Origin of the sequence: Ruminiclostridium hungatei (assembly GCF_002051585.1) — a bacterium.
GTDB lineage: Bacteria > Bacillota > Clostridia > Acetivibrionales > DSM-1351 > Ruminiclostridium > Ruminiclostridium hungatei.
Map to the genome: position 1 here is coordinate 1 of NZ_MZGX01000019.1, position 12479 is coordinate 12479.

Annotated in this window: 15 protein-coding genes and 1 pseudogene; 8 read left to right on the forward strand and 8 right to left on the reverse strand. The window is 39.7% G+C overall.

All coding sequences use genetic code 11. The features are described 5' to 3' along the window. Positions 1–437 precede the first annotated feature (437 nt). Entirely contained in the window at positions 438–698 is a 261-nt protein-coding gene (locus tag CLHUN_RS22570; protein WP_242656524.1) for an RHS repeat-associated core domain-containing protein, read from the forward strand. On the opposite strand, the pseudogene CLHUN_RS13835 reads toward CLHUN_RS22570, so the two are convergent. From CLHUN_RS13835 to CLHUN_RS13845, 3 genes and pseudogenes are all read right to left on the reverse strand, one after another. After that, a pseudogene (locus CLHUN_RS13835) lies at positions 655–874 on the reverse strand (transposase); the annotation flags it as partial. The gene CLHUN_RS22570 and the pseudogene CLHUN_RS13835 overlap by 44 nt on opposite strands. A gap of 235 nt (positions 875–1109) precedes the next feature. Beyond that, positions 1110–2204, reverse strand: coding sequence for a redox-regulated ATPase YchF (gene ychF / locus CLHUN_RS13840; RefSeq protein ID WP_080065226.1), 1095 nt, complete (start codon positions 2202–2204; stop codon positions 1110–1112). Between the two features lie 116 nt (positions 2205–2320). Next, positions 2321–2479, reverse strand: coding sequence for an aspartyl-phosphate phosphatase Spo0E family protein (locus tag CLHUN_RS13845; RefSeq protein WP_080065227.1), 159 nt, complete (start codon positions 2477–2479; stop codon positions 2321–2323). 285 nt (positions 2480–2764) lie between these two features. On the opposite strand from CLHUN_RS13845, the gene CLHUN_RS13850 reads away from it, so the two are divergent. After that, complete coding sequence (locus CLHUN_RS13850) at positions 2765–3118, forward strand: helix-turn-helix domain-containing protein (RefSeq protein ID WP_080065228.1); 354 nt, start codon at positions 2765–2767, stop codon at positions 3116–3118. Positions 3119–3177: 59 nt separating this feature from the next. Here CLHUN_RS13850 and CLHUN_RS22925 read toward each other — a convergent pair whose 3' ends face one another. The 3 genes from CLHUN_RS22925 to CLHUN_RS13860 form a co-directional block, all read right to left on the reverse strand. Next, on the reverse strand, positions 3178–3297 hold the full coding sequence (locus tag CLHUN_RS22925) for a cyclic lactone autoinducer peptide (protein ID WP_117387061.1): 120 nt from the start codon (positions 3295–3297) through the stop codon (positions 3178–3180). Between the two features lie 31 nt (positions 3298–3328). Continuing rightward, entirely contained in the window at positions 3329–4285 is a 957-nt protein-coding gene (locus CLHUN_RS13855) for a hypothetical protein (RefSeq protein WP_080065229.1), read from the reverse strand. A gap of 74 nt (positions 4286–4359) precedes the next feature. Further along, on the reverse strand, positions 4360–4983 hold the full coding sequence (locus CLHUN_RS13860) for an accessory gene regulator ArgB-like protein (protein WP_080065230.1): 624 nt from the start codon (positions 4981–4983) through the stop codon (positions 4360–4362). Between the two features lie 327 nt (positions 4984–5310). Between CLHUN_RS13860 and CLHUN_RS13865 the strand changes: the two genes are divergently transcribed. After that, the gene (locus tag CLHUN_RS13865; RefSeq protein WP_080065231.1) at positions 5311–5709 is read left to right on the forward strand and encodes an NINE protein; all 399 of its coding nucleotides are present in this window, start codon (positions 5311–5313) and stop codon (positions 5707–5709) included. 653 nt (positions 5710–6362) lie between these two features. On the opposite strand, the gene CLHUN_RS13875 is transcribed toward CLHUN_RS13865, so the two are convergent. Then, entirely contained in the window at positions 6363–6971 is a 609-nt protein-coding gene (locus CLHUN_RS13875; protein ID WP_080065233.1) for a MerR family transcriptional regulator, read from the reverse strand. Positions 6972–7110: 139 nt separating this feature from the next. Then, positions 7111–8010: an RluA family pseudouridine synthase gene (locus CLHUN_RS13880; protein ID WP_080065234.1), complete on the reverse strand. Its 900-nt coding sequence runs from the start codon at positions 8008–8010 to the stop codon at positions 7111–7113. A 302-nt stretch (positions 8011–8312) separates the two neighbouring features. On the opposite strand from CLHUN_RS13880, the gene CLHUN_RS13885 reads away from it, so the two are divergent. The 5 genes from CLHUN_RS13885 (at position 8313) to CLHUN_RS13905 (ending at position 12458) form a co-directional block, all read left to right on the forward strand. After that, on the forward strand, positions 8313–9602 hold the full coding sequence (locus CLHUN_RS13885; RefSeq protein ID WP_080065326.1) for a methionine gamma-lyase family protein: 1290 nt from the start codon (positions 8313–8315) through the stop codon (positions 9600–9602). A gap of 20 nt (positions 9603–9622) precedes the next feature. Next, the gene (locus tag CLHUN_RS13890; protein WP_080065235.1) at positions 9623–10873 is read left to right on the forward strand and encodes a biotin/lipoyl attachment domain-containing protein; all 1251 of its coding nucleotides are present in this window, start codon (positions 9623–9625) and stop codon (positions 10871–10873) included. Further along, entirely contained in the window at positions 10866–11573 is a 708-nt protein-coding gene (locus CLHUN_RS13895; protein ID WP_080065236.1) for a YggS family pyridoxal phosphate-dependent enzyme, read from the forward strand. Before CLHUN_RS13890 ends, CLHUN_RS13895 begins: the two co-directional genes overlap by 8 nt. Positions 11574–11632: 59 nt before the next feature. Next, positions 11633–12106, forward strand: coding sequence for a cell division protein SepF (locus tag CLHUN_RS13900; protein WP_080065237.1), 474 nt, complete (start codon positions 11633–11635; stop codon positions 12104–12106). A 61-nt stretch (positions 12107–12167) separates the two neighbouring features. After that, complete coding sequence (locus CLHUN_RS13905) at positions 12168–12458, forward strand: YggT family protein (protein WP_080065238.1); 291 nt, start codon at positions 12168–12170, stop codon at positions 12456–12458. The last annotated feature ends 21 nt before the right edge of the window (positions 12459–12479 follow it).

A 12479-nucleotide genomic window follows, 5' to 3' on the forward strand; every position in this document is an offset into this window, starting at 1 on the left:
TATATGACGACAACGGAAACCAGCTCAGGCAAAGTGTGAGTCATATACTGCCAGACAGCACGAAGCTGCGCCCGTCCACCAAAGGCACGGCCTACGGTGACGACCTGGAAGGTGAGATAGACAGCCTTGTTGAAAAGACCAGCTATACCTATGACGGGGACGACCTGAGAGTAAGCAAAGCAGTAAGGAAATCCGGCAGCGGCTACAAGGTCGAGGTGACAAACTACCTCTACGACAGGCAGAATGTAATCCTGGAAACAGATGCAGAAGGCAATACAAGGGCCAGCTATGTAAAGGGAATAAACTACATATCAAAGACAGATGCAGACGGCAAGGCCAGCTACTACCTGTTCAACGGCCACGGAGATGTGGTGCAGACAGTGGATGCAGCAGGAACCACCCAGAACCAGTATGAATATGACATATGGGGAAATCCCGTGCTGACAATAGAAACAGCAGCAGGCAACTCTATCCGCTACGCAGGGGAATTCATGGACTCCGAAATAGGGCTGTATTACCTTCGGGCCAGATTTTATGACCCCTACCTGGGACGCTTTACCACAGAGGACAGCTATTGGGGCGAGGATGAAAACCCCCTCAGCCTGAACCTGTATGCCTATTGTGCCAACGACCCGGTGCGGTATACTAATCCGAGCGGGTACGGATTGTTTTGCTCTTTTTCCCATTCCGAGCATTAGGGGTATCGGTACGTTCATAAGGGGCATACTCCAGATGATTGTCCATTTCTGCCTCCAGCATGGACCGTATAGTCCCGCCAAGCAGATCCTTCAGGGCTCCCTGAATGTCATAGCCGATTTGATGTCGTACTCTCTTGTAGCAAACTTGCGATAATGTTCTTTTTGCCCTCACTCATGGGTTCTTGTCTTTTTCCCATTGAAAAAAGCCTCCTATGATTTTTTATTTTATCATAGAACGCTTATTTTACAGACTTTTTTCACAGGCTCTATTTATTATATAATCACAAAGATACAGCTTTTACACTTTAAACTTACACGGAATAACTTTTTCTACAAGAAGTGTAAAATTACAAAAAAATCCCCCGCATATTCTTTTAGGAAGATATGCAGGGGGACTACAACCGATTTTTATTATACATTAAACCGGAACAGTGTAACGTCACCGTCCTGCATAACATATTCCTTGCCTTCTGATCTGACCAGACCTTTTTCCTTGGCAGCATTATATGTGCCGCAGGCCATAAGATCGTTGTAGGCCACAATTTCAGCCCGTATAAAGCCTCTTTCAAAGTCACTGTGAATTTTGCCTGCCGCCTGAGGCGCCTTTGTGCCTTTTATAATGGTCCAGGCTCTGACTTCCTGCGGACCGGCTGTAAGGTAGCTTATGAGCCCGAGTATTTTATAGCTGGCTTTAATCAGCTTGTCCAGACCAGATTCCTCCAGGCCCATTGCATCAAGGAAATCTGCTTTTTCTTCCTCGGCAAGCTGCGCGATTTCTTCTTCAACCTTTGCACAGATAACCATTACTTCAGAACCTTCTCCGGCGGCCAATTCCTTCAATTCAGACAGAAATCCGTTGCCTTCCAGGGAGGAGAGGTCGTTTTCTGATACATTTCCTGCATATAGGACAGGCTTTAATGTTATTAGGAATATCTGATCCACAATTTGCTGCTGCTCGCTGTCAAAGGTCATTGACCTGGCGGGCTTTCCGCTTTCCAGGTGAGCCTTGATGGATTCAAGCAATTCAATTTCCACCTGAAACTTTTTGTCACCGGATTTAAGATTCTTCCTTGTTCTGTCAATCCGCCTCTCAAGCATTTCAAGGTCGGCAAATATCAATTCCAGATTTATGGTTTCCACGTCTCTTTTCGGTCCGATGGAACCGTCAACGTGTACTATATTTCCATCTTCAAAACATCTCACAACATGAACAATTGCGTCCACTTCTCTGATATGTGACAAGAACTTGTTTCCAAGCCCTTCACCTTTGCTGGCACCTTTTACAAGTCCTGCAATATCAACAAACTCAATAACTGTGGGCGTCACTTTATCAGGGTTGTACATCTCAGCCAGCTTATCGAGTCTTTCATCAGGAACTGCAACAATTCCTACATTTGGTTCAATGGTACAAAACGGGTAATTTGCACTTTCGGCACCTGCTTTGGTTATAGCATTGAACAGAGTACTTTTACCTACATTAGGAAGTCCGACAATACCTAGTTTCATTAATATATCTATCCTCTCGTCTCGTTATTCTTTCATTAAAAATTACCATAAAAATTATATACTATATAGTAATTCAATGCAATAAAATTGACTGCAAAGGATATACCGAGGATAGTCTACCGCATATTATGCACCATAAGTACGTCCCTATAATATTCAACTATTAATTTATCCAAGTCTTGGCTGAGTGCTAGGGTTGTATCATTGTCCAGAGTACAGATTTCAACTTGTCTATTTAGGACTTCCTTTAGCTTGTTAATTTCTTCAACCAGCATATCAAAACCTCCTCACTCAACGATTTGTTAATAAATAATAAAAGTAATACATGTATTTAATATCATGGTATAATAGATATTAATTCATGTTTCCAATATAGTTGAATAATGTAATAAATTGCCACTAAAATAATTATAAAATTCGAAACGCAATTTGTCAATAAAAAATGTAGAAAAATTTGTTATTAAAATGCAAAATGAAATTTATTTTGTAGTAATTAATTGACAAAAAAGCCTGTATATAATTATAATTATTGTAAGGAAATAAATGAGAGGGAAAATTTTATGGAAAAAACTATTGGAGAGAGATTAAAGCAGTTGGTCAGAGAAAAAGGATTGGAGCAGCAAGAAGCTGCCATCCAACTAAATATTAAAATTCCTACCTTTAATGGTTATGTAAGCAATAAGAGAGAACCGTCAATTGAAAAACTTAAGCAGTTGGCTGATTATTTCAATGTATCGGTGGATTATCTTACAGGTCACAGTGAAGTAAGAGACCCGCATTTAAGCCATTTGCCGGAAGAAGTAAGAAAATTCATACTGGATCCTGCAAATGAGCAGTATTTAGAATTGGCTATGGACATTAAGGACAGAACTATTAATGCAGGTAACAGGTATTACAAAGAAATGAAACGGTAAATAATATTATAGGATTTAACCTATCTTTTATTTGCATAATACAATAGCAAACTTAGTTTTTACTTGAGCGTTGGAACTCTCGGTTGATGGAGTCCCCAGAAACAAGCTGGTTTTACTCCAAACAATAATACCAAAATGTATAAAAGACTTGATAAAATAGTATAAAAAAATGCTTTCATAACTAATCAACCTCCTTTAATTAATAAAAAATCATGTTATTCGATCCGTTTCATTTTCTTTGTACAGGTTTTGGGCCACATCCCTAATGCCCATGCCAATCTCGTTAAGTTTCCACCTTATATTATCATAATTTTCATTATTTGTATATATTTCTATTTCTTTCAACAAAATATATAATTTTTCGGAAGCTTTCTTTTTATCTTTTATTTCATTATTTTTTAAGAAATAGAAACCCCATAGAAGTGCAGATATATTTAACATTGGAAAACTTACAATACCGATAATAATAAACACTTGAGAAATGTGCTGGAAATTTATAAGTACCTTGTCGTAAACAATAAAATTATACATAAGCCATAGGAAAAGAATGTTACACAGTACTAATAAAGAAAATATAATTATTAGTACTGGAGATGATAACATATTTTTTATTAATTTTCCTTTTAGCAAAGTGCGTCTCTTACTTATGAGGTATAAAAGGATGGAATACTGTAAGAATCGCGAAGGAAGTGATAATAAAAAATAATGTAAGAAGCTGTTGGATAATTGTACAAGGGTTATCCCTGTGCCGTACAGCACCATTGGTATGTATAGTAATTCGAGAATACCGATTGAAAGAAATCCTATCATATAAGAGATAAAGGCTTTTAACATCCACTTTATCGCACTTGCATCTCCAAAAATATCATTTGTAAGAACTATGATGATATACATAAAAATCGGAGTCAAAAATTGATAAAAACCGTTATTGAGACCAGCGTTTATTAATATATTTGATGCGAGAGCACCTGCAATCGTTGGCAAAAAAACCCGGACGTAATCAAATCTATTTATAAGCCTTTTACATTCAGACTCCTTCCAATACTCAAATTCTCCTACCATTATAAGTGTAAACATTACCAGATATAGCTCTTCTGGAATGGATACAAAAAGTGTATTCAATATAATCCTTGCTACAAGGCTGTTTTGAAACAATGCATCAATCATGCGCATACCCCTTATCTGTTGTGTTTTATATGTAATACAAGTGTTTTCATACAAAATAATTATTTAACTGAATGTTACCGTCTACTTAAACTGTCCCTTATTTTATTGAAAAAACTATGCCCCGCAGGGGTTATGGAAAAAATCTCAAATAGGACTCCGAAGCTAATTGCCAAAACATGCATTTTCAGGTTATACAATAACAGAATACAGCTTATAATCAGCAATATACCAAGATACGCTATTGAGAGCTTTTTAAAACGCTTAATTGCCTGAGGATCTGTAATAGGTTTTGTTGGAGTATCCTTTGGAGCATATTTTGCCAGCATATAAAAGCTGACGGAGAAGACCAAAAGCACAAATACTGCTATGAAAGCGGTACTCCAGTAAATATAAGTATGCTGGGTTATCAAAGCTGCTATTACAATAAGTATCAATGAAACCAGAAGACATTTCCCGTAAGTATCAAAATGATAACCGCCGGCCACTAACCTTAAGGAACTTAAAACCAATACTATAAGCAGAGAGGGAACTAAAATCCCCAGCAGTAAAGCCACTGAAATCAAAATTATACCTTTGACCAAAGTTCCAAAAACTATATAAAATCCATAATAGTAAACTGATCTTCGGTTATGATTTTCATTTAAAACCAATGCTAAGTGCCTTGCACATGAGTAAGACCACTTTTGGACAAATCTCATATTTATCTGCTCCTCGCAAAAAATATTCTTTATTTACAATTTTAACATAAATTAATACAAAAATCACCATATTTTTAAAACTATGGTGATTATGTTTACAAACCTCATTATTACATTATTTTTGAGTGGACTTTTTTCAGAATTTAATATATATTAATCTGGATAATAACAGATATTCGGTTGAAAAAGCAAGTGTTCTTTATTAAATTTCATGCAATTAATTTCAGACATACATGGCACTGATTCGTATACTTAGATGTAATACATTTTCGAAACTTGTATGAAAACGAGAGCTTAACCATAAATATCAACTAGGAGGTAAATATTATGTATTGTAGAAATTGCGGTAATGTTATGAATGATCAGGCTGCCATATGTGTCTCATGTGGAGTGCCGGTTGGAAAAGGTAATAATTATTGTCCGCTGTGTGGAGATATAACAGATTCAATGGCTCAAGTTTGTATGAAGTGCGGTGTCAACTTGAATGCGTATGGTCAGCAGAAGTCTAAGCTTGCAGCGGGTTTGTTCGGAATATTTCTTGGGGTATTTGGTGTTCACAGGTTCTATCTTGGACACATAGGAATCGGATTGGCCCAGCTCTTGATAACTGTACTTTCTTGCGGATTCCTCTCATGGGCAACCTGGATATGGGGACTTGTTGAAGGCATAATGATTCTTTCCGGCAGCATAAACAAAGATGCAAAGGGCGTTGCATTGAAGGATTAGTAAACAGGCTTTTAGTTCTTGAATGCATTTATATGCAACAATTTATATAGAGTGATTGAGGAGTATCGTATACTGTTTTGGCAGGACGATGCTCTTTTTGCTGTATGTGGACTGTTACCTGAAGATGGCCCTACTTTCCTGCACTGGGCCAACAAGCAAATATTCCAAATTGTCCGGGCTCTTAAACGGCTTGAAGGGAACACTGAGAAAGCTGCCAAAACTGACAGGGTCAATTGGAGATAGCTTCCTTGTAAGGTTTGCCATATAGCAATTCTATGTTAAGTGTTGCCGTCACAAAAGCGGAGCATCAAGCCTTTACTGACGAATGGCATAAGCTAATACCGTATGGAACAGACTATTGTTCGTAGTAAAATAATCAAATATGGGAGATTATTACATGGAAAGTAAAATGCAGCATGTGTTGGGTCTGTTATGGTAGAAATATGCTGGACACTTTTGGAATATTTGAAGACTTGCTTCAGCAAAAATCATTGATTGCAAAGTAATCTATATATCTACAATTTAGTGGTTTCTGCATATCATAATATTCTTGAGGAACATAACATTTACTTGAGGATAATCATTCTATGGGCTTGGGTACAAGCGGCGGTGATTCCAGTTGAAAAGACCCACACGGATATTTTATAGCCGCTCTACTTTCCGATTAATTTCTTCAGTCTTCCGGCCAGGGTGGTGTTTTTTTTCTCACGCCAGTTGGTAATATTCCTGTCAACCTCCTGAAAATGCCTGTCCAGCTTTATCTCGAGCTTTCTTGAACTGTTTTCAACACACGCGCCCAACTCCAGTTTTGATTTTTGTATTTCTTTTGTTATTTGCTCTTTGGTAGAGGACAGCTCGGTGGATATATTTTCAAAAAACTGCTCCTTCATGCTGTTGAGCGCATCCATAATAACAGACAGCTCCTTGCCGCCCAATTGTGAGACTTGTGCTGCAATTACTGCAGGCAGGTTGTCTTCACTTATGGGGACGGCAGGGTTAAAAAGGGGGGGAACTGCGCTTTCCTGTATTATATTCTGATCCTCCAGAATTTTTCTGATTGCCTTAAGCTCCAGTCCCTGATCCCGCATATCCTTAATCTGGTACATGACATTTGCCAGCTGCGGAGTATAAAATCTTCTTCCCCTGCTGTCCTTGGGAATTCTCAGACCAAACTCCTTTTCATAAAATCTTAACGCATGATCTGTTATATTTAAAGCCTCACTTAATTCTGTAATAGAATACCTGTCTTTTAAAATATCCATAACTGCATTCCTCCCAAAGCGATACTTTCTTCATTTGTAGTATTTGTAGAGCCGTATGCTCATATTGCCGCTGTCCGGCGCAAATTAATCAATAAGAAAATAGTAGCACACAGGGATGTGTATGTAAAATATTTACAGGTCAGGCTCTCATTATTTCCAGTACCTGCTTCATGTCAGAAGGCAGCCCGGCATTGAAGAATACCTCCTTCCCGGTTTCTGGATGAACAATTTTGGTAGTATGGGAATGAAGAGCCTGACGGGAAATTAACCCGCAAAAATTATCGGAATAGAGGGTGTCTCCGTAAATGGGAAAATCCATAGCCTGGCAGTGTACTCTTATCTGATGGGTTCTTCCGGTTTCCAGCTTGAATCTGAGCAGGGCGGCCCTATGCTTTGAAAAGCTTTCCAGCACCTCATAGTGTGTAACCGAGGGAGCACCCGTATCGGAAATATGCCTGAGCATAATGCTGCCGGGCTTTCTGTCAATGGGCAGATCAATTGTTCCGGTCATTGAAGGAGGAATGCCTTGAACAATGCCCAGATACTCCTTCTCAAAAATTCCGGCCTGCATCTGCCTGATCAGGGTCTCCTGAACAAATTGATTTTTGGCAAAGATGATAATACCCGAAGTTTCCCTGTCAAGCCGGCTGACCGGCCTGATCTTCCGGAGGACCCCTTTTTGCTTCAGGTAATAAGCTATGCCGTTTGCAATGGTGGAATCAGGGTGACTGCAGGTGGGGTGCACCACAATGCCGGGCTGCTTGTTCAAAACAAGGAGGCAATGGTCTTCAAAAATAATATCCAGGGGAATGTTTTGAGGCTCAATATATTCACAAGCTTCTTCAAGCTCTATTTCAACCCTTACACGGTCATTTTCCCTTAAGGTATAGTTTACATGCACAGGTTCATTATTCACATAAATTTTGTTCTGGTATTTGAGTTTTTTTACAAGTCTTTCAGATATTTTTAATCTACCTTTCAACACATGTTTCAGGGGCTTGCCGGCATCCGAAGTGTCGGCGCTGTGTTCTAGAATCATAAAACCTCCGCAGGGTAAATAGCAGTATTCGGCAGGCAGCAGCAAGGATAATTCTTATCAGGTACTGCCCGGGTACAGAACTATTATACAGTTAAAGCTCAAAAAGCTGCAACCCGGCAGGTGCTTATAAAGGAATAAACACCCGTATAATACCTCATTTGTATAAATAACCTGTCTGAAATAAGAAATAATTGCCCGGTTTATATGCATAAAATCTGGCAGGATGCTTTCAAATGGTATATAATGCTATTAAAAAGCTTATTACCAAAGTCAATTTAAAATACGAAAGAGGAATTTTTCCAATGGATGCAAAAATAAGGGAATATTTGAAGCAAAATTTTGAAGTTGAGGATAGAGTGCTCGAACTTGCACAGGAAGCGGAAAAGGATGCCCGGAAGGTATTTGAAGGGATAGAAAATACAAAGCAGTTGAACCAGTTAAAAGTGATAAAGGCAATGCAGAATAACAAATTGAGTGACTCCCACTTTAACGGCACCACCGGCTACGGCTATGACGACAGGGGCAGGGAGGTGCTTGACAGCATCTATGCGGAGGTTTTCAAGGCTGAGGACGCTTTGGTCAGACATCAGATAGTATCGGGAACCCAGGCTCTGGCTTTATGTCTCTTTGGAAATCTGAGGCCGGGAGATGAACTTGCAGCCGTCACAGGGAAGCCCTATGATACCCTTGAAGAAGTAATAGGAATCAGGGGGGAGAACTGCGGTTCGCTGAAGGAATTTGGCGTGAGCTACAAGCAGGTTGAATTGGGGGCTGACGGTAAGCCGGATATTGAGCAGATAAGCAGGGCGGTTACCCAAAAAACCAAAATTGCAATGATACAGCGCTCAAGGGGTTATTCGTGGAGAGATGCACTTTGTATTGAGGACATAAAAAATGTAATCAAAGCTATAAAAGCTGTCAGCAGTTCAACCATAATAATGGTGGACAATTGCTACGGCGAATTCGTGGAAGAAATTGAACCTGTGGAGGCAGGGGCGGATTTAGTTGCCGGCTCCCTTATAAAAAATCCCGGAGGCGGGCTTGCGCTGACCGGCGGCTATATTGCAGGTAAAAAGGACCTGGTGGAACAGGCGGCATACAGGCTTACATCGCCCGGGCTTGGAAAGGAAGTAGGTGCTTCCCTGGGGAATAACAGATTAATGTTCCAGGGACTTTTTATGGCTCCCCATGTAGTGGCAGAAAGCTTGAAGGGAGCGGTTTTCTGTGCCGCGCTTATGGAAAGGGCCGGCTTTGAAACTCTGCCTTCGGTTACTGCAAAAAGAAGTGACATAATTCAGGCAGTAAAATTCAGGGATGAAAAAAGCCTCATAGCCTTTTGCCAGGGCATTCAGAAGGGTTCTCCGGTTGACTCCTATGTCACCCCTCAGCCCTGGGACATGCCGGGATACGACTCGCCTGTCATAATGGCAGCAGGTGCTTTTGTACAGGGCTCTTCAATAGAACTCAGCGCAGATGCGCCTGTGAAGAGTCCGTATATTGCATATATGCAGGGCGGTCTGGTATATGAGCATGTGAAATTGGGAAATATCATTGCACTGCAGAAACTTATTAATAATGGAATCAGATTTTAACTGCGGAAATGGGGTTGCATATGAGCATTTTCAGAAAACAGAGTGTTAAAATCGGAACGCTTATATTGGGAGTATTTCTGGTGATATACCTGCCGGCACTGTTATTTATCATATATGGAAACGGTATTGAAACGGATATACTGAAAATTGGCAGAATAGAAGAAATCAAAAATGTTGACGGGGTATTTATCAGAAACGAAGAACTGATTTTGTCGCCGGAAACAGGGGACTGCGTAATGGATGCAATGGACGGTGAAAAAGTACCGGCAAATTACAAAATAGCATCGGTAGTAAAAAATGTCCCTGTATCAACCTATGAGGAACTTAAGACCAAGGAACTGGAGATTGCAAGAGCACAAAATGCACAAAAGCAAAATATAAGCACCTTTTCAAGTGACATAAAAAAACTGGATTCGGAAATAATTGAAGAAATGAAGGATCTGGCTCAGGAGTCTGTTGGAGGCAGTCTGGTGGAGAGCTACAACAGTATTTCAAATATAGATAAGATTGTTTACAGAAAGTCGGATATATTTGGGGACAGCAGTAAATCCGCAGCCTATATAAATAAACTGAAAAATGAAAAAGCTGTCATACAAAACAAGCTGAACAATAATATAAAGGAAATAACCGCAAAAACTGCAGGCTTGATATCCTATGCGGTTGATGGCTACGAAACCATACTTACGCCGGCGGCCATACGCAATATTACTCCTGGGGAATTGGAGAAAATAACCACCAAGGAAACCAACAGGGATTTTAATGTAATAGAAGCAAGGAAGGGGAAACCTATTGCAAAGCTGGTTAAGGATTTGGAGAGCAATATGGTTGCTGCGGTTGAGGAAAAGTACTGCAAATCCCTGAAGCTGGATAAGACCGTGACACTGAGGGTCAATGATACGGGCCTGTATATTGATGCACAGATAGTATACAGCTCTGATGTAATTGAAGGAAAAAGAATAATAGCCTTTAAATTCGATACAGGACTAAATGAAACAGTGGGCTTGAGAAGGATAAATGCAGACATCATACTCTCCAGTGCTACCGGGCTGAAGGTTCCACACAGCGCATTGCAGAACATCGATACCAAAAACAGGACGGCATTGATAACCCTTGTTAAAGGTCATACTGCCTCAATAAAAAAAGTCAGAATTACAGGTATGAATGATGATGCGGTTATAATTGACAATCTGGAGGGTGAGAATTCAATCGCCCTTTACAATACATATATCCTAAATCCTAAGAATATACAGGAGGGACAGATAATTGACTGATTCAGAGATAAAAAACAACTTGGACAATATCTATGACCGGATAAGGACCGCTGCGGAAAAAAGCGGGCGCAGGCTGGAAGACATCAATGTCGTTGCAGTAACAAAAACTGTTCAGACGGACAGGATACAAAGTGTCTATGAATATGGACTTCGGGATATGGGTGAAAACAGGGTGCAGGAGCTGCTGGAAAAATATGAAAGGCTGCCTGCAGATGTCAGGTGGCATCTGATCGGACATCTGCAGACCAATAAGGTAAAATATATTATTGATAAAGTCGAAATGATACATTCCGTTGACAGCCTGGAGCTTGCAAAGGAAATAAACTCAAGAGCCGGAAAGCACAACAGAAAAATTGATGTTCTTTTGCAGGTCAATGTTTCGGGTGAAGAAACCAAGTTTGGAATAAGCCCGGAAGAAGTGTACGAATATGTGAATGAAATAGCTAAAATGGATAATATTTCCTTAAGGGGTTTGATGACCATAGCCCCATATACTCAGGACCCACAGGACATAAGGCCTGTATTTAGGAATCTTTACAACATATATATTGACATAAAGAGGAAAAGAATAGATAATGTTAGTATGGATTATCTTTCCATGGGCATGAGTAACGATTTTGAGGTTGCGGTTGAAGAAGGCGCAAACATGGTCAGAGTCGGCACGGGCATATTTGGAAAGAGAGATTATGCACAAAAGTAATTTTTTTTACAAGTGAGAAAAGATTAAATAAATTACTAAAGACGCAGGAGGAATTTGAAATGTCAAAACTTTTAAACAAAGTTTTCAATTTCGTCGGATGGGAAGCTATTGACGAAGAAGAGGATGAAGATTTGGAGCTTCGTGATAACGACTTTAAGGACGATCTCAAAAGTGAGCCTATTCAGACACACTTTTTCAACAATTCCAAGAAACAGCAAGCCGGTAAAGTTGTAAATATCCATTCCGCAAATCAGTTTAAAATGGTTGTTTCCCAGCCAACTACCTTTGATGATGCTCAGGATATCTGTGACCACTTGAAGAGCAAAAAGCCTGTGGTAATTAATCTTGAAGGTATAGAAAAGTCTGATGCGCAGAGAATAATCGACTTTTTAAGCGGCTCAATCTATGCTCTTGACGGAAGTATACAAAAAGTATCCTGTGATATATTTGTCATAGCTCCAAACAATGTTGACGTAAGCGGAGACCTGAAGGACGAGCTCAGAAATAAAACCGTATTTCCCTGGGCTAAATAGGAAGCTGTGCTTGTAGACAGTTTCTACCTTGTTGATGGTTTCTTGCTCCGGAGGAATGCAGATGAGTGCAGTTTTTTATGCTTTAAATATGGTATTGCGGGCCTTTGAGGTTATATTGCTTGTAAGGGTGCTTATTACATGGCTTCCGGTATCAAGATATAACAAGGCGGTTGACCTGTTGTATACAATTACCGAACCGGTACTGTCTCCAATAAGGAATATGTTAAGTCAGTCAAGGTTTATGAATAACTCCATGTTTTCCATGATGGACTTTTCACCTTTGGTTGCGTTTATTCTTATTGGTATATTAAGAAACGTACTTGCAAGGCTATCTATGATTTTACTTTATTAAATATGAACACTTGAAAATATA